A 26,064-nucleotide genomic window follows, 5' to 3' on the forward strand; every position below is an offset into this window, starting at 1 on the left:
CACCACTATTCGTTTCGGTATGCCTTCATGTTGCGCAGCAACAGATAGGTGTCCTGCAGTTGCGCGGAGTCGTTGATGCTCCGGTAGATGCCCCACTTCGGATGCGCCTGGTCACCGCCCAGCCACGTGTCGAAACCGGAGCGCGACGCGGTGACCACGGTCGTGCCGCCGTCCTTCAGGGAGTAGCGCAGGCTGCCGGAGTCGGCGACCTTGATCTCGATCTCGACGTCGATCCACCTGTTGCGCAACGGCGCCAGCGGCGTGCTGCCGAGTTTCGCCTGGCCCGCGCCGAACAGTCTCATCTCGACGGTCTCCAGCGACCCCGAGCGGAACAACGACATCGTGACCACGGGCGAGGCCACGCCGGTGTGCTTGACCTGGAAGATGTGCGAGAAGCTGGTGGTGCCCTTCAAGGAAGTGGGGATGTACATCTGGTAGCGATACCGCCAGGTCTCGCCCTTCTTCATGTCGTGCCGGGTGCTGCCGGTCCGGATCGCGCGCACCTCGTTGCGCTGCCGGTCGGAACCGTCCCGATCGGACTTGTGCATCACGAACCGGTACTGGTTGCTCTCGGCGAAGATGTGCGTGGCCGACGGGTGCGAGTTCGAGCGGTCGTCCTCGATGCCGGCGAACGCGCCGAGGCCTGCCGAACCGGGGTTCGGGGCCCACTTCTGCACGAACGCCATCGCACCCACATCGGCTGATGCCACCCCCGCGGCCAGTGGCGTGGCCGCGACGGCGAGCGCACCTCGCATCGCGGTGCGGCGGTTGAACAACTCCATCGGTCTTCCTCCTCGAACCAGGGCGGCGATTCGAGGCAGCGGTAGGCACACGATCTGCGACAGGCCTCCGGCGTGTCAAGGGCTCACGTCTGTGGAGAAACCGTGCAGATCCGGTGAAGGTGTTGCCGGGAAACGGGAGGCGGGCCCGTGATCGGATCTAGCGTCGGCGGCATGGACACCGTGGACGTGCTCGTCGTCGGCGCCGGGCTGGCCGGCCTCAACACCGCACGCCTGCTCGCCGAAGCAGGCCTCGACGTGGCCGTTTGTGAACGCAGGACAAGCCTGGAGACCGGCATCCGGACGACCGGGATCTTCGTCCGGCGCACCCTCGACGACTTCGAGCTCCCGCACCTGGGCCCGGCGGTCCGGCGCGTGCTGCTCTACCCGCCGTCGGGCGAAAATCCGGTGGAACTCCTGAGCGCGCGCGACGAGTTCCGCGTGGGCGACATGGAAGGCATCTACGCCGCCGCGGTCAAGGACGCCGAACGGGCGGGTGCGCGGGTCAGCCTGAACTCCAGCTATCCGGCGACGTCCACGAAGGCCCGCTTCACGATCGGCGTGGACGGCGCCCGGTCCACCGTCGCGAAGAACCTCGGCCTCGACGTCAACCGGCAGCTGATCACCGGTATCGAGGAGGTCTACCCGGTCCGCACCGGTTCGACGCCGACGTTCCACTGCGTGGTCGACCCGCGGCTCGCACCCGGTTACCTCGCCTGGGTCATCGACGACGGCGAGCACGCGCACGTCGGGCTGGCGGGCCGCGCCGACCGGTTCACCGCGCCGCTCCCCCAGCTGTTGCAACGGTTCCGCGACAGCTTCCCGACGCCGGAACCCACCGGCCCGGTGAAGCGCCGGGGCGGGCCGATCCCGGTCGGCGGGCTGCTGCGCCGGATCGTGTCGCCACAGGGGTTGCTGGTCGGCGACGCGGCAGGCGCGGTCTCACCGCTCACGGCGGGCGGGCTCGACCCGTGCATGCGGATGTCCGAGCTCGCGGCCTCGGTCACGTTCGACTACCTGCGCAGCGGCAACAGATACGTGCTGGAGCACTACGACGCCGCTGCGATGCGCCGCCGCTACCTGCTGCGGTCACAGCTGCGGCGCGGGCTGTCGCTCGTCCGGGGGCCCGGCCTCGCCGAGTTCGCGTTCACATTGCTGCGCACGCCGCCAGGAAAGGCCGTGGCCAAGAGGATCCTGTTCAACTAGGAGATCCACCGGGACGCGCGTCGAGCACGCGTCCCGGTGGACACAGCATGTTCTCCCCTACGGTGCCCAAGGTGAGCTGACGGCCCAGCTCACGTCCTGGTTGTACGAGGCAGGGTTGTCATACGTGTGCGCGCCGCCGTTCGAGGCGACCCAGACCTCCTCCTGGTAGTGCCGGATGTTGGTGCCGAGCTCGTTGACCGACTCCAGCCGCACGCCGCCACTCCCCTGCTGCGCGCAGAAAGTCGCGTCGCGGCGGAACAGGTCGGTGTTGTCGTTGGTGCCGAGCCGGACGCGGAAGTCCGCGTGCCGCAGGAACTGCCCCGGGATATTGCGGGACTCGAGCGAGTAGCAGGTCGGGTCGGCGAGCCCGCGCCGGACGACGAACGTCGCGTCCGCCTTGGTCAGGCCGTCGCTCGTGCCGGTCACGACGTCCGTGCGTGCCAACGAGTCCCGGTGCCGCAGGTAGCGGTCCGTGAAGCCGGGGGTGGTCACGCGGAACGAGCGGGCCTGGTCCAGCGGCAGGTCCGCACCGCTGCGCCACAACCCGGTCCCGACCGCCCACGTGGAGTCCGCGGCGAAGGAGTTCGCGGTGTCCCAGGGGTTCGGGCCACCGGAACGCGCCAGGTAGACGCCCTCGTTGTAGTGCCGCACGAAGGAACCGCGCACATTGAACGACTCCAGCGCGGTGCCACCCGAACCTTCACGAGCGCAGAACGTCGCGTCCGCCGCGATCGTGCCGTTGTTCACGTCCACACGGATGCGTCCGTTGCTGTGCCTGAGGAACTGGCCAGGGAAGTTCCTTGATTCGAACGAAAGGCAGGCCGCGTCGGCAAGTCCGGGGCGCGGGTGGAACGTGGCGTCCAGCCTGCCCAGGTCCGTGCCGATCACGTCGGTGCGGGCCAGCGCGTCCTGGTGGCGCAGGTAGCGGTTGGTGTAGCCGGTCGTGGTGACGCGCAACGACACCACGTCGTCCGGGCTGACCGCCGTGCCACGGGCGACCGCGAGCACCCTCTGGTTGACGTCCCGCACCCGCGACTCGGTCATCTTCAGCACGCGCCGGTCGTAGGTGTAGAAGCCGTTGACCTCGTTCTCCACGTCGTACGGCTCGGTGTAGACCATCGCGGAGAGCCCACGGGTGTGGATCAGCCGCTGGACCTGCTTGATCACCTCCTCGTAGCGCTTGGTCAGCGACTGCTCGTCCGGATACAGGGCGCCGTAGGCGAATCCGGCGCCGGGCTGGTACTCGTGGCCGACGACCCTGCGGCCGAGGCCACCGAACTCGCCGAGCATCGCGACCCGGCTGTTGTCCGGCGGACGCGTGTTGGCAGAGATCTGGTAGTGGTGGTCGTCGATCACGTCACCGTTGCCGGGGTCGGGATCCGAGACGCAGCAGTTGGACCCCGAGTTGTGGTTGATCAGCCGGGTGTCGTCGATCGAGCGGATCAGGTTCACGATCCGGCCGGCGTCGTACTCGCCCCAGCCCTCGTTGAACGGCACCCACTGCACGATCGACGTGATGCCCTTGAGCTGGTCGATCATCCGGCGCAGCTCGGACTCGAAGTTCGCGTGCGAGTTCGGCGCCTCGTCGATCGAGTCGACGGACGGCATGTCCTGCCAGACCATCAGGCCGAGCCGGTCGGCGTGGTAGAACCAGCGCGCGGGTTCGACCTTGATGTGCTTGCGGACCATGTTGAACCCCAGCGCCTTCTGGCGTTCGAGGTCGAAGCGCAGCGCCTCGTCGGTCGGCGCGGTGTAGATGCCGTCCGGCCAGTAGCCCTGGTCGAGCGTGCCGCTCTGGAAGACGAACTTCCCGTTCAGCAACGGCCGCATGACGCCGCCGACCATCGCCTTGCCGAGCGAGCGCATGCCGAAGTAGCCCGTCACGGCGTCCCCGCCGGCCAGCGTCACGCGCAGGTCGTAGAGGAACGGGTCGTCGGGCGACCACAGCCGGGCGTTCGGCACCGGCACCCGCAGCGCACTACCGGTCGTGCCGGTCTGCCTGCCGACCACCTGCCCGCCGCTGAGCACCTCGGCGGTGACCGGCTGGCCCGCGGTGCCCTGCACGACCAGGTCGAGCGCGCCCGCACCGACGTTCGGGGTGGTGTCGAGACGCGTGATGTGCGCCGCCCGCACCGGTTCCAGCCAGACCGTCTGCCAGATTCCGGACGCCGCGGTGTAGAAGATCCCGCTCGGATTACGGCGTTGCTTGCCGATCGGATAGCGGCTGCCGTCGACCGTCGAGGTGACGCCGACGATGATCTCGTTCGCGCCGGCCGTCAGCGCCGAGGTGATGTCGAACGAGAACGCGTCGAAGCCGCCGGTGTGCGTGCCGACCTGCCTGCCGTTGACCCAGACCCGCGTCTCCCAGGTCACCGCGCCGAAGTTGAGCTTGACCTGACGACCGTTCCAAGAGGACGGAACGGTGAAGGTGCGGCGGTAGAACATGTTGTCCTCGTGCCGTTTGATCCCCGACAGAGCGGACTCGATCGGGAACGGCACGAGGACGCCTTCGGCCAGTGGCCGGCCGATGGGCGGGTTGTTCAGGTTCGGTGCCCCGGCGAACTCCCAGACACCGTTGAGGTTCTGCCATTCCGGGCGCTGGAGTTGCGGTCGCGGGTACTCGGGCAGTGCGTTCGTCGGCGACACCTGGGAGGTCCAGGGTGTCGAGAGCGGAGGGACTTTCGGTACCCACTCCGCGGCGTGCGCTGTTGGGGTCAGGAAGGTTGCTGTGATCAGGATCGAGACCAACACGCCCAGGACGCGTCTGGTCATGGCTCTCCTATCTTCGCAATATTCGCTGCAGGACAACGACGATGAGCAAGAACACGCCGCTGACCACCGACTGGTAGTTGCTGTCGAGCGTGCCGATCTGGTTGATGACGTTCTGGATGACCTTGATCAGGCCCACGCCGATCACGGTGCCGAGGATCGTGCCCATGCCACCGGTCAGCAGGGTTCCGCCGATGACGACGACCGCGATGGCGTCCAGTTCGAGGCCCACGCCGATGACCGTGACGCCCGACTGCAGATAGGCGGCGGTCAGGGCGCCGGCGAGACCCGCCAGCGTGCCGCTCATCGTGTAGACGAGGACCTTGGTCTTCGCGACGGGCACGCCCAGCAGGACCGCCGACTGTTCGGCACCGCCTGTCGCGAACACGTTCTGGCCGAAGCTGGTGCGGTTGAGGATCATGCCGCCCAGGACGGCGAGCACGGCCGCGACGAAGATCGGGTAGCCGAAGCCGAAGACCGTGCCGCGGCCCAGTTCGACGAACGCGCTGTCCCCCGGGATCTGGTAGGTGTTGGCGCCCTCGTCGGTGATCGCCAGCAGCAGCCCGCGGGCGAACAGCAACGACGCCAGCGTGACGATGAACGGCGCCATGTTCGTGCGGGCGATCAGCAGGCCGTTGACCAGGCCGATCACCCCGCACACCACCAGCGGCAGGGTGAGCGCTGCCAGGAACCCGTACTGCGAGCCCCAGGCCGCGAGCACGCCGCCGAGGGCGTAGAGCGAGCCGACGGACAGGTCGATGCCGCCGGTGATGATCACGAACGTCATGCCGATCGCGATCACGACGAGGAACGAGCCCTGCAGGGCGAGGTCACGCAGGTTGTCGAGACTGCCGAAGCGCGGGAAGGTCAGCCAGGACACCACGACCATCAGCACGAGGGCCACGGCGGCGCCCTGGCGTTGCAGGACTTTCGTCCTCGCGTTGGTAACGGTAGGAGTCGTGATCATCGGCGCTCCCGTGCCACGTACACGGCTGCGATGATGATCGCGGCCTGGATCATCTGCGCGATCGAGTCCGGCAGGTTGTGCTTGATCAGGGTGGCCCGGACGAGCTGCATGAGGATCACGCCGAACACCGTGCCGAGCACGCGGACCTTGCCCCCGGTGAGCGGGGTGCCGCCGACGACCACCGCGGTGATCGCGGACAGTTCCATGAGCAGGCCCATGTCCGCCGGGTCGCTGGCGGCGAGCCGGGAGGTGGCCAGCACACCGGCGATGGCCGCGAGCACGCCGGTGATCGCGTAGACACCGATCAGCACCCGGTTGACCGGAAGTCCCGCGAGCGTGGCCGCCTTGCGGTTGCCGCCGATCGCGACGAGCTGACGCCCGAACGTGGTGCGGTTCGTGAGGCCCGCGACGACGAGCGCCAGCAGACCCGCGATCAGCACGCTGATGGGGATGCCGAGCACGTCACCGGTGCCGAGCTCCAGGAACGTCTCGTCGTGCAACTGGACGAGCTGACCGTCCGCGATGACCAGCGCGAGGCCGCGTCCGCCCACCAGCAACGCGAGGGTGGCGACGATCGGCTGGATGCCGACCTTGGCGACGAGGAAACCGTTGAACGCCCCCGCCAGCACGCCGATGACGAGCGCCATCGTGATGGCCATGAGCGGACCGGCGCCGAGGTAGAGCGGGATGATCGCGGCGGCCAGCGCCATCACCGCGCCGACGCTCAGGTCGACGCCCTCGGTGCCGATCACCAGCGCCATGCCGAGCGCGACGATCAGGACGGGCGCGGCCTGCACGAGCTGGGTCGTGAAGTTGCCCAGCGTCAGGAAGTTGGCCGTGAACAGGGCGTTGAACAGCAGCAGGACGGCAACGGCGACGTAGACACCGTTGTCCTGCAACCAGCGCGTCCGCGCGGCTGCGGTGCTAATGACTGTCCTGGTGGCTGCCTGCGTGGTCGTCCGAGTCATCCATCACCTCCGCCGCGATGGCCGCGAGCACGTGTTCACGGGTGAGCTGGTCTCCTTCGAGTTCACCTGCGACCGAGCCGTCGCGCAGCACGACGAGCCGGTCGGCGCCGTCGAGCAGTTCGTCCAGTTCGGAGCTGATCAGCAGCACCGCCAGGCCCTCCCGCGCGAGTTCGTCGATCAGCGCCTGCACCTCGGCCTTGGCGCCGACGTCGATGCCGCGCGTCGGTTCGTCGAGGAGCAGGATCTTCGGTTCCGTGCACAACCATCTGGCCAGCAACACCTTCTGCTGGTTGCCGCCGGACAGTTCCGCGACCTTCTGCTCCGGGCTGGACACCTTGATGCGCAGGCGTTCGATGAACGTGTCCACGATCCGGTCCTGTCTGGACCGGCTCGTCACGCCGAACTTGCTGAGCCTCGGCAGTGCGGCCAGCACGATGTTCTCGCGCACGGACAGGTTCGGGATGATCCCCTCGGTCTTGCGGTCCTCGGCGAGCATGCTGATGCCCGCCTTCATCGACGCCTTGACGTTGTGCGCCACCGGTTTGCCGGCGACGAGCACCGTGCCGCCGTCGAGCGGGAGCGCACCGATGATCGCCTTCGCGGTCTCGGTGCGGCCCGATCCGAGCAGGCCGGCGAGGCCGACGACCTCACCGGGCCGGATCGACGCGCTGACGCCGCCGATGCGCGGCTTGCTCGTGAGGTCGCGAGCCTCCAGTACCGGCTGCGTGTCGGCGTGATGACCCTCGCCGAACGCCGTGGTGCCGTGTTTCTCGATCTCCTTGACCGATCTGCCGAGCATCAGCGAGACCAGTTCGATGCGCGGAAGTTCTTTGAGGGGCCCACTGTGCACGTTCACACCGTCCCGCAGGACCGTGACGGTGTCGCAGATCCGGTACAGCTCGTCCATGCGGTGGCTGACGTAGATGATCGCGATACCCGCCTCGTGGAGCTTCCGCACGACGCCGAGCAGCGTCTCGACCTCGCGTGGTTCCAGCGACGACGTGGGCTCGTCCATGATCACGACGTCCGCGTCCGCCGCGACCGCCCTGGCGAGCGCGACCATCTGCTGCTCGCCGACCGCGAGCGTCCCGAGTGGACTGCTCACGTCCGCCGTGATGCCGTAGCCCCGCAACAGTTCCGCCGCGTCGGCGTCGCGGCGGGCACGGTCGATCAGGCCGAACCGGTTGCGCGGCTCGCGGCCGAGGAACAGGTTGGCGGACACGCTCATCAACGGAACGAGGTTCACCTCCTGGTAGATCGTGGAGATGTGCCCGTTGCGGGTGATGGCACCGGCATCCGGGGTGTGGATGCCGGTCAGCACCTTGATCAGCGTCGACTTGCCGGCGCCGTTCTCCCCGACCAGCGCGTGGATCTCGCCGCGCTGGAGCGCGAAGTCCACGTCGCCGAGGGCCCGGACGCCGGCGAACGTCTTCGTCACGCCGGCGACCTCGATCACCGGATCAGTAGGCATTGCCGAGCTTCTGCGCCGCGTTCGTGGAGTCGTACTCGTCGTCGGAGATCACGATGGTCTGCGGGATCTCGTCGCCCTTGCCGAACTTCTCCAGCGTGTCGAACGCGAGCGGGCCGAAGCGCGGGTTGGACTCGACGACGGCGGTGTAGCTGCCGTCCGCGATGAGCTGCACGGCGTTGCGCGTGCCGTCGACGGACACGATCTTGACGTCCTTGCCCGGCTGCTTGCCGGCGGCCTTGAGGGCGGTGACGGCGCCGATGCCCATCTCGTCGTTCTCGGCGTACACGGCGGTGATGTCCGGGTTGCTCTGGATCAGCTGCTCCATCACGGCCTGGCCCTTGGACCGGTCGAACTCGCCGGTCTGCTCGGCGACGACGGTGAGGCCGGGCGTGCCGGCGATGCCGTCCTTGAAGCCCTTGGTCCGGTCGACCGTGACGTTGTTGCCCGAGGCACCGAGCAGGATCGCGACCTTGCCGGTGCCGCCGGTCGCCTTGATCATCTGCTGGGCGGCGCGGTTGCCCTGTTCGACGAAGTCGGAGCCGATGAACGTGAGGTAGTCGGTGCAGGGCTTCGACGTCACCTTGCGGTCGATCGTGATCACCGGCACCTGCTTGGCCCTGGCCGCGTCGAACGCGGGCTGCAGGCCGTCGGAGTTGAGCGGCGCCACGATCAGCAGCTTCGCCCCGCGGTCGATCAGCGACTTGATGTCGCTGATCTGCTTGTTCAGGTCGCTCTGCGCGTTCGTGTACAGCAGCTCGGCTCCCCGCTTCGCGGCCTCGTCCCTGATCGACTGCGTCTCGGCGGTGCGGAACGGGTTGGCTTCCTTCTCCGACTGGGAGAAGCCGACCAGCGCGCCCTTGACGTCGACCTGCGGGTATCCGGTCGTGCTGCGCGCACAGCCGGGACCAGCGCTTTGGTTCTGCGCGGCAGACGCGGCGGGCCCTCCACTGGTCGCGGTCGTCGGGGTTTCTCTGCTGGTGCACCCCGTCACGAGCAAGGCTGCGACGGCGATGAGCAACATGCGAGACATCGTTGGCTCCTACACGGCGGGCTATGCGTGGACGCGCTCTCAGGCGCTAGATTTGCATCGTTGTTCCAACGATGTAAAGACCCGGGTTCGTCCCGGTCTTTTTCCCGGTACTTTTTCTGGAGGCTGTGTTGGCCACGCTCAAGGACGTCGCCCGGCTGGCGGGCGTCTCGGTGAAGACCGTGTCGAACGTGGTCAACGGCTACTCGTTCGTGAAACCGGACAACCGCCGCCGCGTCGAGGAGGCGCTGGAGGCGACCGGTTACCGGCCGAACCTCGGCGCCCGCAACCTGCGCCGCGGCCGCACCGGTTTCATCGCCCTGGTCCTGCCCGAGCTCTCGATCCCCTACTTCGCCGAGCTCGCCGGCCTCGTCATCGCCGCCGCCCAGGACCACGAGTGGAACGTGCTCATCGAGCAGACGTTCGGCACCCTGGCCGGCGAACGCTCCGCGCTGGCCTCCCTGGGCCCGCACCTGGTCGACGCCGCGATCCTCAGCCCGGAGGCCCTGCAGGTGGACGACTTCCAGCTGCCAGTGCCCGCCGTCCTGCTGGGCGAGCACGCCGTCGACGTCCCGATCTCCCGCGTGGGCATCGACAACGTGGCCGCCGCCCAGGCCGCCGTCCGCCACCTGATCTCGCTGGGCCACCAGCGCATCGCCGCGATCGGCGCCCACCCCCACCGAGGCACCGCCGCGCTGCGCCTGGAGGGCTACCGCCGCGCACTGGCCGAAGCCTCGCTGCCGTTCGTCGACGAACTCGTCGTGCCCGCCCTGAACTACCACCGGGCGGACGGCGCCGCCGCGATGAGGTCGTTGCTGGACCTGCGCACCCCGCCGGACGCCGTGTTCTGCTTCAACGACCTCCTGGCCATCGGCGCCATGCGGGCGGCCGGCGAACGTTTGGTGCGCGTGCCCCAGGACCTCGCCGTGGTCGGCTTCGACAACAACGAGGAAAGCGCCTACAGCTCGCCGTCACTCACGTCCGTCGCCCCCGACAAGGCCGCGATCGCCCAAGCGGCCGTCGATCTGCTGCATCGGCGCGTCGAGGCCGGGGACGTCCTCGAGAACGTCGAGACGCCGTTCTCCTTGCAGGTGAGGGAAAGTACCGTGGCCCGGTGACCGGCCGGCGTGCACCCGCATGACCATCACGACAGCGGGCAGGTCGCCACATCGGCCGGCCGGGGCAAAGTCGCGGACCGAGGCGGCTGCACCCCGTCCAGCCACCCCTCCAAAGCCACGAACGCCGCCCGATGACAAGGCGCAAGCGGCCGCAACCGATCCGGATAGGCATCCACCAGCCCATCCACGTGCGTCCCCTGCTCCACCCGGTAGTACCGGTGCAACCGATCAGGCGTCATACCCGCGTACACGTCCGAATCCTGGCTGATAGGCAGCAGCACGTCGTAAGTCCCATGCACGGTCAGCAAGGGCCGCTTCACCTTCCCGGTCAACGCGACGCGAGACACCGCAGGCCCGGCAACGCGACGCCGCGCCGCATACGAGTAGTCCGCGTCGCAGGAAGGGGTACCAGGAGCACAGAAAGGCACCCCGGCCTCCAGGTCCCCGTCGAACCCGGGATCGAACTCCTCGCGGTAGATGCGTTGGGTGAGGTCCCAGTAATAGCGGTAGTGGTAGTCCCACAGGAATTCCGTGCCGGCCGGAAAGCCTGCCGCGACCATCGCGTCGTGCGCGCCCGGTTCGCCTGCCAGGTAGGCCGGGTAGGCGCGCAGGACGGGTGGCAGGAACGTCAGGGGGTTCGGGCCCTTGACCGTCCACAGTGTCCCCTCCCAGTCGACGCCACCGTCGTAGAGGTGTGGGCGGTTCTCCAGTTGCCAGCGAACCAGGTAGCCGCCGTTGGAGATGCCGGTGGCGATGGTCCGGCGCGGGGTTCGGCCGTAGCGCTGGGAGACAACGGACTTCGCCGCGATGGTGAGCTGGGTGAAGCGGTGGTTCCACTCCTCCATCGCGCGGCCGTCGCGGTAGAACTGGACTCCGGTGTTGCCCTTGTCCGTCGAGGCGAAGGCGTAGCCGCGGGAGAGGACCCAGTCGGAGATCGCGCGGTCGTTGGCGTACTGCTCGCGGACGCCCGGTGCGCCGGTGACGACCAGGCCGCCGTTCCAGCGGTCGGGCAGTCTGACCACGAACTGGGAGTCGTGCCAGCCGTGGTTGGTGTTGGTGCGCGAGGTGTCCGGGAAGTAGCCGTCGATCTGGATGCCCGGGACCGCGGCGGGGACGGGCAGGGCGGTGCTCGTGAGGCCCGCCCAGTCGGCCGGGTCGGTGTGGCCGGTGGCGGTGAGGCCGGTCGTGGTGAGGTCGGTCAGGCGGGCGAGTTGCTGGTGTTCGGCGCCGGGGACCGTCATCGCGGACGTCGGCGGGGTCAGCGCGAGTACCAGTACCAGCGGGAGCAACATAGCTGGTCAAGCTAGTTGTACGGGCTCGGCGGCAACATGGTTGCCGCCCACACAAGGCCCGCTTTGAAGGTGGTGAAGCCGAACAGGTCGAGCACCCGGCGGACCTGGGGCTGGGTGTCGTGCACGCTGAACGACTTGCCGTTGTGGTGGGCCGTGCAGAGCAGGAGCAGCAGCGTGCGCAGGCCGCCGGCGGACAGGAACGTCACCTCGGCCAGGTCGACCGAGACGCGGTCGGTGGTGGTGTCGGTGACGCCGGGCAGCACGGCGGCGAAGAACACGCCGCAGGTGGTCATGTCCATCTCGCCCTGGCAGCTGGCCACGAAACGGGAGCCGGAGCGTTGTGTCCGTACGGTGAACGGACTGTTCTCGCAGGCGGTCATGAAACACTTCACCGCACTGCGAGTCCGGACGATAGCAGCGGAAACGAAGTCCGCGACCGGGAAAACGAAGCGCCTCAGCCTGACCGCAGGGTCTTCGACGGCAGGACATCGTACGCGGCGCGGTAGTGCGCGGCGAAGACACTCGGACGGGCGTAACCCCATCGGGCCGCGATTTCAGTGACAGAACCGTTGCCAGCCCTCAGATCCTCGTGGGCGCATGACAGACGCACGCCCCGAAGGTAGGCCATCGGTGTCGTGGCGAGGTGGCGGCGGAAGGCGAGTTGCAACGCCCGGATGGACACGCGAGCCGCGCGCGCTATGTCGGCGGCGGAGATGTCAGTCTCGGCGTTGTCCTCGATGAACGTGACCGCGCGGCGCAGGCTTCTCGGGTGCGCGTCACGCCGATCACCACGCGACGGCCCGGCGTGTGTGGTGTTCGGGAACGCGGCGAGGGTGGTGCTCACCAGCAGACGGGTCGCATTCGCCGTCACCAATGGGTTGTCGCCGAAGTGCGGCAGCACCTCGTCACGCAGATGCACGCAGGTGGACCACCACACCGCCGCGACCCGGGGCGAGACCGGCCGGAAACCGGAGAACCGGACACCGTCGGCCACCTCGTCGATCACCGACTGGGTCAGCGTCACCGTCGACAGCCGCGGGTCGAAGATCGCCCCGATGAAGGAACTCTCGGGTGGTGCGCTCAGGAACACGTCACCAGGCATCCAGAATCGGTCCTCGCCACCGGAACGGTAGTAGACCATCCCGGCGCCCGTGTGCCCGAACACGAAGTTGTTCATCGGGTCGACGCTGACTTCCAGCGCGATGCGCCCGTACAGCTCGTCGAACCGGATATGCCCGTGTATTCGTGACGACATCCGCATGTGGGGGTGCTCGATGCCGGCGTTGAGACGCATGTGACCGTACGTCGCGTCCAACACTTCGTGCGCCGCGTCCAAGTCCGCCACCTCGACGACTCGTTCCACGTGCTGCACGATCCTCGTCCGTTCAGCCGGTGTCCATCGCCAGGACGGCTGCTTCCGCTCACCCGGTGGGCGGGCGGAAGCAGCCGGCTCCCTAGATCCGGACGAGCGAGGCCAGCGCGGTCTGTCCCTGCTGGTTCGGGTGGAACACGGCCTCCGGCCCCTCCTGACCCGGCGCCAGCGCGTCGAATCCACGCAGGAACGGCGTGCCCGACTCGCACAGGGCGCGACCCTCGAACGTGCCGGGACGGGAGAACGGGCTGGCGTAAGTGGCGTGGACGCCCTTGTACGTCGCCTTGGCCACGGCGGTGCGAAGGGTGGCGTCGATGCCGTCTGCCACCTGGTTGCCCTGGCTGCGTTCCGCGGTGGTCAGAATGCCCTCGCCGCAGATCGGATCGAGCGTGGCGCCGGGCGGGTTGCCCGAAGCGGACACCTGACGGCCGTACCCCACGACGACCACTCGCGCGTGCGGGCTGCGCTTGCGGATCTCGGTGAGCAGGGCGGTGACGTTGCTGCCCATCTGCGGCAGCCTGGCCAGGATCGCCTCGGTCGGGGCGCCCGTGCAGTCCGCCTGGATGCAGATGCCGCCGTACGTCGCGTAGCCGATGTCGTTGGTACCGACGGTGAGCAGCACCAGGTCGGTGCTGCGCCGCAGGGCGTCCAGCTGCGCCGGACGGTCCTTGAACGGGCGGGAGAAGTCCGCGGTGGCGGCGCCGCTGCAACTCACGTTGGTGAACGAGCCGAGCCGGCCCGCCGCGCGCAGGCGGGCGGCCACCTGTTCGCCGTAGGAGTTGTTGCTGCGCCAGCAGTTGCCGGCGGTTCCGTCCTGGTAGGACCCCGCGCCGGTGCCGGAGGCGTACGAGTCACCGAGCACCACGAGCGACGTGGAGCGGACCGCGTTGGCCGTGGGAGCAATCCCCAAAGCAGCCAGAACCGCTGTGAGGACGACGATCGTTCTTTTCACCAGACCCCCGATGTTGATGTCATTGCCGCCCCATGGTGCCCGACCGACCACCTCGCGCGCCGCCGAACGCGATACTGCGTGATCTTCAGCCGGCCGACGTCAGGACGTCCGCGATCTCCTTCAGCAGCGGCGTCTTGCGGTCGTTCGGCAGGAACGACGCCAGCACCGCGTTCTCCGCCAGCTTCGCGACCTCCGCGCGTCCGAGGTCGAGCGCGGTGGCCACCGCCAGGTACTCGCCTTCCAGCGTCGCGCCGAAGAACGGCGGGTCGTCGGTGTTCAGCGTGACCACCACACCGGCGTCGAGCATCTGCCGCACGGGATGCGCCTCGATCGACGCCACCTGCCGGGTGCGGACGTTGGATGTCGGGCACACCTCCAGCGGAATCCCCTTCAGCGCCAGGTGTTCCAGCAACGCCGGGTCCTGGTGGCAGCTCGTGCCGTGGCCGATGCGCTCGGCCCGGAGGTCGCGCACCGCCGACCAGACGGTCTCCGGGCCGGTGGTCTCCCCCGCGTGCGGCACGCTGTGCAGGCCCGCATCCCTTGCCGCGTCGAAGAAAGGCGCGAACTGGGCACGGCCGATGCCCGCCTCCGGCCCGCCGAGGCCGAAGGAGACCAGGCCGTCAGGGCGTTCGGACAGCGCGAACGCCAGCGTCTCACGGCCGGCGACCAGGCCCTTCTCGCCAGGGATGTCGAAGCACCAGGCCAGTTCGACGCCCAGCGCCGAGGCTTCCGCGCGACCGGATTCGAGTCCCGCGAGGAGCTCGTCGCCGGACATGCCGTCCGTCAGGTGGTTGTGCGGCGTCACGGTGACCTCGGCGTACCTGACGTTCTGCCGCGCCAGTTCGCGGGCGAGGCCGACGACGAGGGTGTGGATGTCGGCGCGGCCCTTCAGCATCGACTGGACCGCCCAGAACACCTTCAGGAAGTGGTCGAAGTCGCGGAACGTGTAGAAGCGCTCCAGTTCGGCGCGCTCGACGGGCACGCCGGCCTCGGGGTGGCGCCGGGCGAGTTCCAGGACGGTGTCGAGGCCGGCCGAGCCGACGAGGTGGACGTGCAGTTCGACCTTGGGCAGTGCGTGGATGAACGAACGCATGGCAAAGCTCCCCGTGCGAGGCGAAGGTGAGAGGTGGCGGAGGAACGGACGACTCAGGGAGCGAGGTCGCCGCGTTCGGTGTCAGCGCCGTAGAGCGGCAGCTTGAAGTCCGGCACGATCTCCAAGCTAGCAGCACCGAGCGCGGTGGCGGCATTTTCGGCTCAGTTGCACGGCGAAAAACTCGGTAGCGGTGCGGGCTAGCGTGGGGCAGGTGAAGGGATTCAATCCGAGTTTCAGTCCCGAAACGGCCAAGAACTACGACAACTCACCTCGCGGCGACGAGGCCGAGACGGTCCGCTTCCTCGCGGCGTTCGGCCGGAGCGCCTTGGAGTTCGCGATCGGCACCGGCCGCATCGCGTTGCCCCTCAAGGAGTCCGGTGTCGAGGTGGACGGCGTCGAGCTCTCCCCCGACATGGTCGCGCGCATGCGGGAAAAACCCGGCGGCGACGACATCGACGTGGTGATGGGCGACATGTCCAGCGTCGGCACCGGCCGCACGTATCCGTTGGTGTACCTGGTCTACAACACGATCACGAACCTGCTCACCCAGGACGACCAGGTGCGGTGCTTCGAGAACGCCGCACGTCACCTCACCGCGGACGGCGTGTTCGTGATCGAGTGCGGCGTGCCGAGCTGGGCGGCGCGGCAACGCCACCAGTTCATCGACGTGGAGGCCGTCGAGGTCGACCACGTCGAGCTGGACGTCAACCGCTACGACCCGGTCACCCAGCTGCTCGACGAGAACCACGTGCACATCGGCGCGGACGGCATCCGGTTCGGCGCGATCCGGCAGCGGCTGTCCTACCCGTCGGAGTTCGACCTCATGGCTCGGATCGCGGGGCTGCGGCTGCGCGAACGGCACGGCGGCTGGAACGGCGAGCCGTTCGTCGCGGACAGCAGGCGGCACGTGAGCGTGTACGAACCTGACGTCGGCCGCGTCAGGAGTTGAACGCTTCCAGCGCCTCGGCCTTGATCTGGTCGAACTGTGCGGCCATCGCCTCGGACAGGGCCTGGGCGCCGGACAGCGGACGCACCATGACGGTGAACTCGTCGATCAACCCATCCTCGTCGAGGTGCAGGAAGTCGCAGCCCTGGATCTCCTTGCCGCCCACCTCGGTCCGGAACACCAGCGCGTGGTTGGGGCCGTCGATGATCTCACGTTCGTAGCGGAAGTTCTCGAACACCCGCATGACGCCGCGCAGGATCGCCGCGGTGATCGGCTTGCCGGGGTACGGCGCGAACGCGACAGGGCTGGTGAACACGACGTTGTCGGCCAGGCACGCCGCCATCGCCTCGGTGTCCCGTGCTTCGACCGCCTTGCGGAATGCGTTCACAGCGACGCCCTCACATACTCAACTTGTTGACTAGGTCGATGCACCGTAACCTGCTGCTATGTCGCTGCGCAATGCCGTGATGGCGGCCCTGCTCGACGGGGAGTCGTCCGGCTACGACCTGGCCAAGGCGTTCGACGCGTCGGTGGCGAACTTCTGGATCTGCACGCCACAGCAGCTCTACCGGGAGCTGGACCGCATGGAGGCGGACGGGCTGATCGTCGCCAGGACGGTCGAGCAGGAACGCCGGCCGAACAAGCGCCTGTTCTCGCTCACCGAGCAGGGCCGCGAGGAGCTGACGGGGTTCACGGCCGGGCCGCACAAACCCACCGCGATCCGCGACGAACTGCTGGTGGCGGTGCTGGCAGCGGACTCCGGTGACGTCGAGGGGGTGCTGGCCTCGATCCGCGAACGCAAGCAGTGGGCCGAGGCGAAGGTCGCGCGCTACGAACGACTCAGGGCCAAGTTGCTCGACGGCCGTTCGGAGGAGGACTTCCTGGCCACCGCCGAACGGGTCGGGCCGTACCTGACCTTGTTGCGCGGCTTGTCGTTCGAGCGGGACAACGTGCGGTGGTGTGCCAGGAGCCTCACCGTGCTGGAGCGGCGTGGTGTTCGGCTCGACGCGCCGGGGTGAGGTTGAATCGGGTCCATGAACGGCATTTCGCTCTTGCAGGAGGCACTCAGCGCGCCCGCGGCAGAGGCGCGCAACCGGTTCGCGGGGCGGCTCAACGGCTACCTCGACGGGTCCGGCGTCGTGCACGCCGTGCGGTTGCAGGGCTGGCTCGGGCTGGAGGTGCCGGGCCCCGGCTGTCACGTCGGCACCGGCAGCTGGGACTTCACCCGCTTCAAGGCGACCACGTCACCGGTGACGTGCGGGCGCTGCCGTTCCGCCGGGCTGCTCACCAGCTCGTTCACCGGAGGCCCGCACCAGCAGACACTGGACCTCGAAGGCATCTAGAGCGCGGCGCGGTTGCGCAGCCCCATCCCGGTCAGCGCGGTCATGCCCAGGCGCTCGTAGTACGGCCGCAACGCGTCGTCGCACGTGAGGTCCACCGAGTACAGGTGCGCGGCCTCGGCCACGATGCGCCGCATCAGCTCCGTGCCGATGCCCTGGCCCTGGAACTCCAGCCGCACCTCCAGCCATGGGACGAACGCGGTCAGCACGCCGTCGCTGATCATGTTCACGAAGCCGACGACGTCGTCCGGTGAACGCGCGATCACCACGCGATAGCTTCCGCGCAGCACGGCGAGGTGCCGGGCCGGCGACGGCGGGGTGGGCCAGCCCACGAAGAACCCGGCGAGATCGGCCTCGGTCAGTCCGTCGAGATCGGTGCGGTACGAGATCACCGCTGCATTGAACCGTTCCTGCCGGACATCCGTAGGGTGGTTTCTACCAATTCGGACGCTAAGCTGCTGGTCGTGACCCTGCCGACCGCTCCGCTGCGCCGTGCGCGCTGTGCTGCCGTCGGCATCGTCAACGGGACGCTCGCGGTTCTCGCGCACTCCAGCGCGGACGGCCGGTTACCCGACGCCGGGCTGGTCCTCTCGCTGGTCGCGCTGCTCACGTGGGCGACCGCCGGGTTCGCCCGGCAGGAGCTGACCTGGCGCAAGCTGCTCCTGCTGATCGGCGGCGGGCAGCTCGCGATGCACGTCCTGGTGTCACTCGCGGCGTTCCGGCACACGCACGAAGCCGAACCGGCGCGCATGCTCGCCTCGCATGTCGTGGCCACGGCACTGACGGTCGTCGTACTCGCCGTCGCGGAACGGACCGTCCTCGCGCTGGCCCGCGCGGTCACGTCCGCACTCCCCCGCAGGCTCACCGTCCTGCCCGCCACCGCACCCCTGGTCGTCGCCACGCCTTCGCTCGCGCCGACCTCGATCGTCTTCCTGAACGTGCTGTCATGGCGCGGTCCTCCGGCTGAACAGGCCTGAATCCCCTTCACAGGGCCGCTCACCGAGCGGTCCTGCCCCTGTTCACGCCCATTGGGAGCACCATGACCACCACAGCCGCTCCGGCACGCGCGTCGTTCGCGTGGCGGGGACTCTTCCTGCGCCTGCACTTCTACGCCGGCGTGCTCGTCGGCCCGTTCGTCCTGATCGCCGCGCTGACCGGAGTGCTCTACGCCCTGACACCGCAACTGGAGTCCTGGGTCTACTCCGATCAGCTCCGCGTTCCCGCGACCGCGCAACAACTTCCGCTGTCCAAGCAGGTCGACGCCGCGCTCGCGACCTCACCCAGAGGCGAGCTCGTCGCGGTCCGGCCCGCCCCCGAACCCGGTGCCACGACCCGCGTCCTGTTCTCCGAGAAGGGACTGGGCGAGTCCGAACGGCGGGCGGTCTTCGTCGACCCCGGCACCGGACGCGTCACCGGTGATCTCGTGGTCTACGGGTCGAGCGGTGTGCTGCCGCTGCGCACGACACTCGATCAGTTGCACCGCAACCTGATGCTCGGTGAACCCGGCCGCCTCTACAGCGAACTCGCCGCCTCCTGGCTGTGGGTGGTCGCACTGGGCGGCCTGGTCCTGTGGATCTCCCGGGCACGCAACAGCAAGCGCATCCGGACGCACGGGCTGATCGGCGTGTGGGTGCTGGCCGGCGCGTTGTTCCTGTCCGCCACCGGTCTCACGTGGTCGGCCTACGCGGGCGAGAACGTCGCCATGCTGCGCACCGCGGTCGGCTGGTCCACGCCGACCCTGAAGATGCCCGGCGCCGGGGAGAGCCACGGCGACCACGGTTCGAGTACCTCGTCCTCCGGTGGGCACGGCGAGATCGACACCGTGTCCGGGGTCGCGAAGCTGTCCGGCATCAACGCGAAGGCGGTCGAGATCAGTCTGCCCGCCACCCCCGGCGGTGCCTGGAAGGTGGCTGAGATCGAGAAGGGCCTGCCCACCCGGAACGACTCCGTCGCGGTCCACGGCGGCGAGGTGGTCGATTCACTGAAGTTCGCCGACTTCCCGCTGGGTGCGAAGCTGACGAGGTGGGGCATCGACGCGCACATGGGCGTGCTGTTCGGCTGGCCCAACCAGTTGCTGCTGTTGCTCATCGGCGGCGGACTGGTCGCTTCGGTCGTACTCGGTTACCGCATGTGGTGGAAGCGCAGGCCCACGAACGGCTTCGGCCGCCCGGCCCCACGCGGCCAGTGGCGCAGGGCCCCGCGCGGAGCGTTGATCGCACTCGGCCTCGGCACGCTGCTGGTGGGGTGCTTCATGCCGCTGCTCGGGGTCAGCCTGGTGATCTTCCTGGCCGTCGACGTGCTGCTCGGAAGGCGGGCGAAAACGGCGGCCTCCTGATCGTCCACAGTGGACAAGGCTTGCCTGATCTGGACATTTACGGCATATTAATGGTCAGGTGCGCCGGGAAGCCTGGTCGGCTCGCACGCCACACCACCGTGGCGGCGGAGAGCTGACGAGGAGCGCCCACATGACGCTCATTCCCCATGCGATCCCTCTGATCAACGATCCCCAGGTCGTCCACGCGCTCGCCGCCCGATGGCGTCGTACCAGGACGTTGCTGCTGCTCTCCGCAGGTGTCCTGCCCGTCGCCATCGGGATCGTGTGCGTCGTGCTCGCCGGGATGACATCGGCCGGGCAGCGCATCATGCCGTGGTGGTCGGCCATTCCGGCGGTCGCCGCCGCGGCGTGCGCGTGGGCGTTGCTGTCCTGGTTGCGGCGCAACGGGTTGAGCGATCCGCACTCGTGGCTGCCCGCCACCACCCTGATGACGGGCGCGCAGCTCGTGCTCGGTGTGCTGCCGGGCTCGGGCATCGCGTTGCGGCTCAGTCCCGGTGCGGCGATCGCGGTGAAGGCGTTGTGCGCGGCCGGCGTGCTCGGTGCCGGATCCGCCAGCGCACTCGCCCGGCTGGCCCACCGGTCGCTGCTCTCGGCTCCCGTCCTCGAACTCGGGTCGACCGCGTTCCCGCTCGTGCTGGACAGCAACGGCGCGCGCGTGGTGATCGGCACGGATCGCGTCGACTGGACCACGCGCACGGGCGCGCGGGTCGACGCCGGGGTCTCGTTCGCCCGCATCCTCAGCGTGACAGCGCATTCGCACGCGATCACGCTGCACACCACGTCCGGCTCGTGGACGGTTCCCGTGGCGGATCCGGCGACCGCGCAGGCGTTGCTGCGCCGCCGGATCACGTGGTGGGAGGAGCGCCGTGACGCGGCCGCCGAACGCGAGCAGCGCCGTTACCTCGACCTGGTCAATCTGCTTGCGGCCGTGAGCGGTGAGGCCACCCGCGGCGGCATCAGCGTGACGGTCGACTCGAACGGCCTCACGACGGGCATCGCACTGAGCCCCGAGGTGCGCGAGCTCGAACCGGAACTGCTCGCGGCGCAGCTGATGGCGTGCGTGCAGAAGGCGCGGGCGGACGCGCGCAGGCAGGTTCAGGATCTGGTGCTCGACCACGCCGGCGACCAGATGGTGAAAGCCAGCCACTAGTCGCTTGTCCCGCGCCCGTCGTCCTGCCTACGTTCGCCCGGAGAACTTCCGGAGATGGGGGACGACTTGCGCAGACGTGACTTCTTCGCGGCGGCGGCCGGAGTGGCCGCCGTCGTGGCCAACCCCGCGAGCGCGCTCGCGGCCAACGAGCAGCGGCCGGGCGCCTCGCACCTGCCGGACCTCGACCTCGGCGATTTCCCGGTCGTGGCGAGGGTCCGTGCCCGCAGGGCGCTGGAGCACCTCAAGGTCCTGAGTGACGGGATCGGGCCGCGCATCGGCGGCACCGCGTCGGAACACCGGGCGCGTGACTACCTCGTCCGCGAACTCAAGGCGCTGCGGTACCAGGTGACGACGCAGCCGTTCACCGTGCCGGACAAGTACCTCGCCGACGTCAACGGCAGATGGCAGGCCGGTGCCTCGCGCTTCGGCTCCCTCGGCGTCACCGTCAAGGCCCCGTTCGTCGAGGTCGCCGCCGGCGCGTTGCCCGATCTCACCGGCAAGATCGCGTTCTACGTCAACGCTCCCGCCGGCTCCGCGCCGACACACGCGGCGATCGAACGCGGTGCGGTGGCGGTGGTCCTCGGCCGGATCTCCGCGACGGCGAACAGGTCCAGCGCCTTCTCCCCCGCGCTCGACCGCAACGTCACCGTGCCGGTCATCGGCCTCGCCCAGGTGCACACGGAGAAGCTGCGCGCGCAGGACTCCGGCGAGCTGACGATCAGCACGATCCACCACCCGAACCTCACGTCCTACAACGTGATCGCGGACCGGCCGGCGACGTTCCCGTGGCGTGACAACGGGGTCGTGATGGTCACCGCGCACTACGACAGCGTGCCGGGCTCACCGGGCGCCAACGACGACGGCAGCGGCACGGTCCTCTGCCTGGAACTGGCTCGCGTACTGCGGTACCTGCCCACGCACAAGGCGCTGCGGTTCGCGTTGTGGGGTTCGGAGGAGCAGGGCCTGCTCGGCTCACGGCACTACGTCTCGCAGCTCCGGCCGGCGGAGATCGCGCGGATCAAGGGCGTGTTCCAGAACGACATGGTCGCCACCAGCCACGACCCGGCCACGGCGTACTGGCTGCTGTCCGTGGACGGCGCCGACAACGCCACGACCGCCGGAGTCCGCGCCGCGGCACAGCGGCTCGGCTACGACCCGAGGGTGCACGGACCGGTGGCGCGCGGGTCGAGCGACCACGTGCCGTTCCACGAGAAGGGCATGGCGTCGGCGAACTTCAGCTGGCGCGGTGAGGGCGGGCCGGCACAGCTGGAGCCGATCTACCACACCCCGGAGGACACGATCCGCGACAACATCAGCCCGGAACGGCTGCAGGTGTCGCTGGAGCTGATCGGGGCGGCGGCGTACCGGCTCGCCGCCCAGAAGTAGGTGGTGCGCCCCGATCAGCGACACCCCAGTTCGTTCGGACTGGGGTGTCAGAACGTCCAGACCGCCCGCTTGCCAGGACCCACCACCAGCGTGGACGAACCCAGCTTCTCGACGTGCCTCGCGACCGGGCGGTTGAGCTCGAACTCGACGCGCTTGAGCCCGGTCTGTCCCAGCGGCACCTCGTCGAACCGCATCGTGGTGCCGCCACGCGTGGCCACGACCGTGCCGGGCTCGGTCCGCAGCGAGAAGCCGCCGGCGCGCAGCAACGGCACGGTGTCGGCCAGGTCCGAGGCGGTGACGGCGAGGCGGACGAGCGTGATGTCGCGCATCACCTTGCTCTTGTACGCGTCCGGCAGATACCGCTCGCGCGTGACGTCGCCGGGGAACCGGGCGGGCCCCACCTTGCTGCGCGGATCGTTCAGGTACTCGTCGCGGTACTCCATGGCCCAGGCGCCGAACTTCTCGTACTTCTCGATCAGGAACAGCGAGTCGAACCACGGCACGGGCTTGCCGTCGCCGAAGTCGCGGGTCTGCAGGAAGTCGATCGGCTGCTGCCCTGCGGCGCGCAGCCGGGCAGCGAGCTTGTTGATGTCACCGTCGCGCTCGGTCGAGAGCCCCAGACCGGCGGAGCCCGGTTCGCCGTCCTGACCCGGCACGTCACCCGGCCCGAACACCTCCAGGTAGGTCTCGCGGCCGCGCAGGTAGCGCCCCGTCCAGACCCTGCCGTCCGCGCCGGTCGTCGTGCGCACCTCGAAGTCCGTGAAGTCCCTGAGGTAGCGCGAGTGCTCGACCGCGTCCGCGGTGGCTCGATCGAGCGTTCCCCATGCGTGGTTGTAGTACAACAACTGCCGCACTCCCGCCAATGCCGGTCCCGCACCCGACACGACCAGAACCACGGCCAAGATCATGCAAGACACCCGTCGAACACCCATACATTCGATCATAAAACGGACACGCTCAAGCCAGACTCAAGCCAGACGAGGGGAACCCCGTGCTCGACACCGCCCGGTGGACGGTTCTAGCCCCGCTGCTGCAGGCCGCCACCGCCGGCCGCGACCTGCTGGACGACACGATCCGCAGGCTCACCCCGGACGCCGTCGCCGCGGAGGTCCTGCGCGAGATCGGCGAGCACGACGTGCGCCTGGACCTGAGCTTCGACGGCCAGACCACCACCCACCTGTGCACCGACGCCGAAGTGGTGATCACGCTCGACCTGGCCGACGCCGTCCGCGGTCTCTACGGCACCGGCACCCGGCCCTGGCCGAGCCTCGCCGTCACCACCCCGGACCCCGATCTCGACGAACGCGGGATCGCCGGGTGGTTCCAGGACCGCAAGGGCGTCGCGCAGTCCGTCCAGGGACTCCTGTCCGCGCTCAAGCCGGGCGAGCGGGACCTGGGCGAACTGGCCGTGGAGCACGGCTCGGACAAGTGGGGCGACCTGCACTGGTACACGCAGCACTACGAACGCCACTTCGCCCGCCTGCGCGACGAACCCGTGCGGGTACTGGAGATCGGCATCGGCGGCTACGACGACCCGGACCGCGGCGGTGGCTCGCTGCGGATGTGGCAGCGGTACTTCCGGCGCGGCCTCGTGCACGGCCTCGACATCGCGCGCAAGAACGTCACCGGCCCGCGAATCATGACCGTGCTGGGCGACCAGTCCGACGCCGGGTTCCTCGACCGGCTGGGCCGCGAGCTCGGACCGTTCGACGTGGTCGTCGACGACGGCAGCCACCTCAACGAGCACGTGCGGACCTCGTTCCACGCGCTGTTCCCGCACGTCCGCGCGGGCGGTCTCTACGTCGTGGAGGACCTGCAGACCGCGTACTGGCCGAGCTGGGGCGGCCACCCCGAGGCGGCCGCCGGCACGTCGATGGGCATGCTCAAGTCCTTTGTGGACGGCTTGAACCAGGCCGAGGTGCGGGATCCACGCGGCGAGGGCTCCTACCTGGAGCGCAACATCAGCGGGATCTCGTTCCACCACAACATCGCGTTCGTCGAGAAAGGACTGAACGCCGAGGAGGGCGGGCCGGCCTTCCTGCGCACCCTGCCCTAGGCATGTCCACTGCAACAACGGTGTCCGTCCCGGGACACGAGTCTGCCCCGGGACGAAAACCTCTGCCGGCTACGGGATCCAGTGGTTGCCGGACACCGTGATCATCACCTGGAGCTGGATGCTCGCACCGAAGTACGTGTTCGTGTCGATCGGCGTGTTCAGCATCTTGTTCCACAACGCGTCCAGCCACGCCTGGCTGCCCGCGTCCGTCGTGGCCGCGACCGCGAACGGCGCGAAGAACGCCGCGTCGCTGCCGCTCGCGATCTGGGTGCCGCCCAGCGAGTAGCCGACCGCGATCCTGTTCGGGTCACCGCCGGTCTTGCTCTTGATCCACGAGTTCATCTTGCGGGCCGCCGTCAGCGACTTGCCGTCGCCGGTCAGCGCGGCGTCCGCACCGATGCGCCACGGGTCGCGGCACGCGTTGTACCAGTACTTGCCGTCGGTGTCGGCCCGTTCGAGCATCTTGCCGACCGCGGGCTTCACCGTGGAGTTGGTGTCCTGCACGAAGTCCGGCAACAGGCCGGTGCTCGACGCGTACTTCGACTGCAGCGTGGCGATCAGGTCCTGGTGCTTGGCTCGGATCGTGTCCCACGCCGAGTCGCCGGTGGCCTTGCGGAATGCCCGGAAGTGGTCGGACATCCAGTCGGAGGAGCGGGAGCCGTAGTAGTGCCTGCTGTTGCTCGAAGTGGACCAGTCACCCATCAGCAGCAGGTTCGTGTTCGGGTTGACCAGGCTCTTCTTGATCGCGTTGACGTTCCTGATCGCGAGCTGCTTGTAGTTGTACGTGCCGGTGCTGCCCCACTGCCGGTCGGCCAGCAGCAGGCCGTAGGCGGTGTCCATGTCGCCGTCGGTCGCGCTGTCGCTGCCGTTGACGCTCCGGCAGGAGGGGTCCTGCTCGGCGGCCAGCAGGTCGGGGTTGTTGACCGACGGGTGCGCGAGCTTGTACTTCAGCAGGCCGTCGAAGATCTTCTTCGCGTCCGGGTCCGCGCCCGCCATCTGCGCGGTGATCACCATGCCGTAGCCCTGCGCCTCGGCGACGTACGGGTGGTCGGCGTCCGGCGAGATGATCTGGTACCAGCCGTTGCCGCAGTTCTGCTTGACGAACGCGGCCTTCCATCTCTGGTAGTACTCGACGATCTTGGCGTCCATCGTGGACGTACTCCCGGACGGCCGCAGGATGCCGGCCGCGTACGGGGTCTGCCTGCTGCCGAAGGGATAGCCGAGACCGCTCGGGGGCGGAGTCGTGGTCGTCGGTGGAGTGGTCGTCGTCGGCGGGGTGCCGTCACCGACGCCGTAGACCTCGAACTCCCACAGCGAGTAGCCGTACGTCGTGCCGCGGGCCGTGCCGTAAACACGGACATATCGCCCGGAACCGGACACCGTCAAGTCGTCGATGCCACCATCGCCGGCACTGGTCGAGTACACGTCGGACCAGGCCGAGCCGTCAGGAGAGGTCTGCACGCGGTACGACCTGGCGTACGCGGCCTCCCAGTTCAGCTTCACCCGGCTGATCGTGTGCGCCGAGCCGAGGTCGACCCGCAGCCACTCCGGATCGTGCCCTTCCAGCGACGCCCAACGGGTCGACGTGTTTCCGTCGACCGCTTTGGCTGCCTCGAATCCCGGCCCCTCGAGGGAAGAGGCCGTCACCGCCTTGCCGCGGGAGACCAGTGGGTCCGCCGCCGATGCGATGGTCGTTCCCGCGACGAGGAGGCCGAGCACGAGCCCGGCCGCCCCGATCGCCGTCATTCTGCCGCCCACGGCCGCCTCCAGCAATTGGTTAACAAAGCTGTCAATGCGCGTGGTTGGCGACGGTATGCAGGTCAGACCTCGTCAACAA

Annotated in this window: 25 protein-coding genes; 10 read left to right on the forward strand and 15 right to left on the reverse strand. The window is 68.7% G+C overall.

Annotated features, from left to right (window positions below; all coding sequences use genetic code 11):
- Positions 1–5: 5 nt before the first annotated feature.
- Positions 6–782 (reverse strand): heparin lyase I family protein, encoded by a 777-nt coding sequence (locus tag BLR21_RS37990; protein WP_218131086.1) that lies wholly within the window; start codon positions 780–782, stop codon positions 6–8.
- A 171-nt stretch (positions 783–953) separates the two neighbouring features.
- Here BLR21_RS37990 and BLR21_RS37995 point away from each other — a divergent pair, with 171 nt between their 5' ends.
- A complete protein-coding gene (locus BLR21_RS37995; protein ID WP_090014473.1) occupies positions 954–1,985 on the forward strand; it encodes an FAD-dependent oxidoreductase in 1,032 nt (343 codons plus the stop codon).
- Positions 1,986–2,042: 57 nt separating this feature from the next.
- On the opposite strand, the gene BLR21_RS38000 is transcribed toward BLR21_RS37995, so the two are convergent.
- The 5 genes from BLR21_RS38000 to BLR21_RS38020 are packed head-to-tail and all read right to left on the reverse strand — an operon-like array spanning position 2,043 to position 9,190.
- The gene (locus BLR21_RS38000) at positions 2,043–4,757 is read right to left on the reverse strand and encodes an AbfB domain-containing protein (protein ID WP_090014476.1); all 2,715 of its coding nucleotides are present in this window, start codon (positions 4,755–4,757) and stop codon (positions 2,043–2,045) included.
- Between the two features lie 7 nt (positions 4,758–4,764).
- Positions 4,765–5,721, reverse strand: a complete 957-nt coding sequence (locus BLR21_RS38005) for an ABC transporter permease (protein ID WP_090014478.1) — start codon at positions 5,719–5,721, stop codon at positions 4,765–4,767.
- The gene (locus BLR21_RS38010; protein ID WP_090014480.1) at positions 5,718–6,689 is read right to left on the reverse strand and encodes an ABC transporter permease; all 972 of its coding nucleotides are present in this window, start codon (positions 6,687–6,689) and stop codon (positions 5,718–5,720) included. Before BLR21_RS38010 ends, BLR21_RS38005 begins: the two co-directional genes overlap by 4 nt.
- A complete protein-coding gene (locus BLR21_RS38015) occupies positions 6,646–8,160 on the reverse strand; it encodes a sugar ABC transporter ATP-binding protein (RefSeq protein WP_090014483.1) in 1,515 nt (504 codons plus the stop codon). The genes BLR21_RS38010 and BLR21_RS38015 overlap by 44 nt, the downstream gene beginning before the upstream one ends.
- Positions 8,150–9,190, reverse strand: coding sequence for an ABC transporter substrate-binding protein (locus BLR21_RS38020; protein ID WP_090014485.1), 1,041 nt, complete (start codon positions 9,188–9,190; stop codon positions 8,150–8,152). Before BLR21_RS38020 ends, BLR21_RS38015 begins: the two co-directional genes overlap by 11 nt.
- 125 nt (positions 9,191–9,315) lie before the next feature.
- Between BLR21_RS38020 and BLR21_RS38025 the strand changes: the two genes are divergently transcribed.
- Positions 9,316–10,305, forward strand: coding sequence for a LacI family DNA-binding transcriptional regulator (locus tag BLR21_RS38025; RefSeq protein WP_090014488.1), 990 nt, complete (start codon positions 9,316–9,318; stop codon positions 10,303–10,305).
- A 26-nt stretch (positions 10,306–10,331) separates the two neighbouring features.
- Here the strand turns inward: BLR21_RS38025 and BLR21_RS38030 are convergent, their stop codons facing one another.
- The 5 genes from BLR21_RS38030 to add form a co-directional block, all read right to left on the reverse strand.
- Positions 10,332–11,597 carry a tannase/feruloyl esterase family alpha/beta hydrolase gene (locus BLR21_RS38030; protein WP_090014491.1) on the reverse strand — a complete coding sequence of 422 codons (1,266 nt, stop codon included), beginning with the start codon at positions 11,595–11,597 and terminating at the stop codon, positions 10,332–10,334.
- An 11-nt stretch (positions 11,598–11,608) separates the two neighbouring features.
- The gene (locus BLR21_RS38035) at positions 11,609–11,977 is read right to left on the reverse strand and encodes an STAS domain-containing protein (protein ID WP_176929982.1); all 369 of its coding nucleotides are present in this window, start codon (positions 11,975–11,977) and stop codon (positions 11,609–11,611) included.
- A gap of 74 nt (positions 11,978–12,051) precedes the next feature.
- Positions 12,052–12,960: a helix-turn-helix transcriptional regulator gene (locus BLR21_RS38040; RefSeq protein WP_256335198.1), complete on the reverse strand. Its 909-nt coding sequence runs from the start codon at positions 12,958–12,960 to the stop codon at positions 12,052–12,054.
- Between the two features lie 91 nt (positions 12,961–13,051).
- Positions 13,052–13,921 carry an SGNH/GDSL hydrolase family protein gene (locus tag BLR21_RS38045; protein WP_176929983.1) on the reverse strand — a complete coding sequence of 290 codons (870 nt, stop codon included), beginning with the start codon at positions 13,919–13,921 and terminating at the stop codon, positions 13,052–13,054.
- Positions 13,922–14,006: 85 nt separating this feature from the next.
- The gene (gene add, locus BLR21_RS38050) at positions 14,007–15,014 is read right to left on the reverse strand and encodes an adenosine deaminase (protein WP_090014499.1); all 1,008 of its coding nucleotides are present in this window, start codon (positions 15,012–15,014) and stop codon (positions 14,007–14,009) included.
- A gap of 211 nt (positions 15,015–15,225) precedes the next feature.
- On the opposite strand from add, the gene BLR21_RS38055 reads away from it, so the two are divergent.
- Positions 15,226–15,963 carry a class I SAM-dependent DNA methyltransferase gene (locus BLR21_RS38055; RefSeq protein WP_090014502.1) on the forward strand — a complete coding sequence of 246 codons (738 nt, stop codon included), beginning with the start codon at positions 15,226–15,228 and terminating at the stop codon, positions 15,961–15,963.
- Here the strand turns inward: BLR21_RS38055 and BLR21_RS38060 are convergent.
- Positions 15,953–16,348, reverse strand: a complete 396-nt coding sequence (locus BLR21_RS38060; RefSeq protein WP_090014504.1) for a nuclear transport factor 2 family protein — start codon at positions 16,346–16,348, stop codon at positions 15,953–15,955. The two genes, BLR21_RS38055 and BLR21_RS38060, sit on opposite strands and share 11 nt — an antisense overlap.
- Before the next feature lie 58 nt (positions 16,349–16,406).
- Between BLR21_RS38060 and BLR21_RS38065 the strand changes: the two genes are divergently transcribed.
- Both BLR21_RS38065 and BLR21_RS38070 read left to right on the forward strand, forming a co-directional pair.
- Positions 16,407–16,979 carry a PadR family transcriptional regulator gene (locus tag BLR21_RS38065; RefSeq protein ID WP_090014507.1) on the forward strand — a complete coding sequence of 191 codons (573 nt, stop codon included), beginning with the start codon at positions 16,407–16,409 and terminating at the stop codon, positions 16,977–16,979.
- Between the two features lie 15 nt (positions 16,980–16,994).
- Positions 16,995–17,303: a hypothetical protein gene (locus BLR21_RS38070; RefSeq protein WP_090014511.1), complete on the forward strand. Its 309-nt coding sequence runs from the start codon at positions 16,995–16,997 to the stop codon at positions 17,301–17,303.
- Here BLR21_RS38070 and BLR21_RS38075 read toward each other — a convergent pair.
- The gene (locus tag BLR21_RS38075; RefSeq protein ID WP_218131087.1) at positions 17,300–17,692 is read right to left on the reverse strand and encodes a GNAT family N-acetyltransferase; all 393 of its coding nucleotides are present in this window, start codon (positions 17,690–17,692) and stop codon (positions 17,300–17,302) included. The two genes, BLR21_RS38070 and BLR21_RS38075, sit on opposite strands and share 4 nt — an antisense overlap.
- 72 nt (positions 17,693–17,764) lie before the next feature.
- Between BLR21_RS38075 and BLR21_RS38080 the strand changes: the two genes are divergently transcribed.
- From BLR21_RS38080 to BLR21_RS38095, 4 genes are all read left to right on the forward strand, one after another.
- Entirely contained in the window at positions 17,765–18,277 is a 513-nt protein-coding gene (locus BLR21_RS38080; RefSeq protein ID WP_090014514.1) for a hypothetical protein, read from the forward strand.
- 62 nt (positions 18,278–18,339) lie between these two features.
- A complete protein-coding gene (locus BLR21_RS38085; protein ID WP_256335199.1) occupies positions 18,340–19,635 on the forward strand; it encodes a PepSY-associated TM helix domain-containing protein in 1,296 nt (431 codons plus the stop codon).
- A 130-nt stretch (positions 19,636–19,765) separates the two neighbouring features.
- Complete coding sequence (locus tag BLR21_RS38090; protein ID WP_090014518.1) at positions 19,766–20,785, forward strand: YbaB/EbfC family nucleoid-associated protein; 1,020 nt, start codon at positions 19,766–19,768, stop codon at positions 20,783–20,785.
- A 54-nt stretch (positions 20,786–20,839) separates the two neighbouring features.
- Positions 20,840–22,171: a M28 family peptidase gene (locus BLR21_RS38095; protein WP_090014524.1), complete on the forward strand. Its 1,332-nt coding sequence runs from the start codon at positions 20,840–20,842 to the stop codon at positions 22,169–22,171.
- 47 nt (positions 22,172–22,218) lie between these two features.
- Here BLR21_RS38095 and BLR21_RS38100 read toward each other — a convergent pair whose 3' ends face one another.
- Positions 22,219–23,079 (reverse strand): DUF5829 family protein, encoded by an 861-nt coding sequence (locus tag BLR21_RS38100; protein ID WP_090014529.1) that lies wholly within the window; start codon positions 23,077–23,079, stop codon positions 22,219–22,221.
- 83 nt (positions 23,080–23,162) lie between these two features.
- Here BLR21_RS38100 and BLR21_RS38105 point away from each other — a divergent pair, with 83 nt between their 5' ends.
- Positions 23,163–24,227, forward strand: coding sequence for a class I SAM-dependent methyltransferase (locus tag BLR21_RS38105; RefSeq protein ID WP_090014532.1), 1,065 nt, complete (start codon positions 23,163–23,165; stop codon positions 24,225–24,227).
- 69 nt (positions 24,228–24,296) lie between these two features.
- Here the strand turns inward: BLR21_RS38105 and BLR21_RS38110 are convergent, their stop codons facing one another.
- Positions 24,297–25,985, reverse strand: coding sequence for a glycosyl hydrolase family 8 (locus tag BLR21_RS38110; protein WP_256335200.1), 1,689 nt, complete (start codon positions 25,983–25,985; stop codon positions 24,297–24,299).
- Between the last annotated feature and the right edge of the window lie 79 nt (positions 25,986–26,064).

The sequence above is a fragment of the Lentzea albidocapillata subsp. violacea genome (assembly GCF_900100275.1).
Taxonomy (GTDB): domain Bacteria; phylum Actinomycetota; class Actinomycetes; order Mycobacteriales; family Pseudonocardiaceae; genus Lentzea; species Lentzea violacea.

Bases quoted from the DNA above. Each gene is read 5' to 3' on its own strand.
- BLR21_RS37990 (WP_218131086.1), bottom strand. From the start codon at position 782: ATGGAGTTGTTCAACCGCCGCACCGCGATGCGAGGTGCGCTCGCCGTC.
- BLR21_RS37995 (WP_090014473.1), top strand. From the start codon at position 954: ATGGACACCGTGGACGTGCTCGTCGTCGGCGCCGGGCTGGCCGGCCTC.
- BLR21_RS38000 (WP_090014476.1), bottom strand. From the start codon at position 4,757: ATGACCAGACGCGTCCTGGGCGTGTTGGTCTCGATCCTGATCACAGCA.
- BLR21_RS38005 (WP_090014478.1), bottom strand. From the start codon at position 5,721: ATGATCACGACTCCTACCGTTACCAACGCGAGGACGAAAGTCCTGCAA.
- BLR21_RS38010 (WP_090014480.1), bottom strand. From the start codon at position 6,689: ATGACTCGGACGACCACGCAGGCAGCCACCAGGACAGTCATTAGCACC.
- BLR21_RS38015 (WP_090014483.1), bottom strand. From the start codon at position 8,160: ATGCCTACTGATCCGGTGATCGAGGTCGCCGGCGTGACGAAGACGTTC.
- BLR21_RS38020 (WP_090014485.1), bottom strand. From the start codon at position 9,190: ATGTCTCGCATGTTGCTCATCGCCGTCGCAGCCTTGCTCGTGACGGGG.
- BLR21_RS38030 (WP_090014491.1), bottom strand. From the start codon at position 11,597: ATGTTGCTCCCGCTGGTACTGGTACTCGCGCTGACCCCGCCGACGTCC.
- BLR21_RS38035 (WP_176929982.1), bottom strand. From the start codon at position 11,977: ATGACCGCCTGCGAGAACAGTCCGTTCACCGTACGGACACAACGCTCC.
- add (WP_090014499.1), bottom strand. From the start codon at position 15,014: ATGCGTTCGTTCATCCACGCACTGCCCAAGGTCGAACTGCACGTCCAC.
- BLR21_RS38065 (WP_090014507.1), top strand. From the start codon at position 16,407: ATGTCGCTGCGCAATGCCGTGATGGCGGCCCTGCTCGACGGGGAGTCG.
- BLR21_RS38070 (WP_090014511.1), top strand. From the start codon at position 16,995: ATGAACGGCATTTCGCTCTTGCAGGAGGCACTCAGCGCGCCCGCGGCA.
- BLR21_RS38085 (WP_256335199.1), top strand. From the start codon at position 18,340: ATGACCACCACAGCCGCTCCGGCACGCGCGTCGTTCGCGTGGCGGGGA.
- BLR21_RS38090 (WP_090014518.1), top strand. From the start codon at position 19,766: ATGACGCTCATTCCCCATGCGATCCCTCTGATCAACGATCCCCAGGTC.
- BLR21_RS38095 (WP_090014524.1), top strand. From the start codon at position 20,840: ATGGGGGACGACTTGCGCAGACGTGACTTCTTCGCGGCGGCGGCCGGA.
- BLR21_RS38100 (WP_090014529.1), bottom strand. From the start codon at position 23,079: ATGATCTTGGCCGTGGTTCTGGTCGTGTCGGGTGCGGGACCGGCATTG.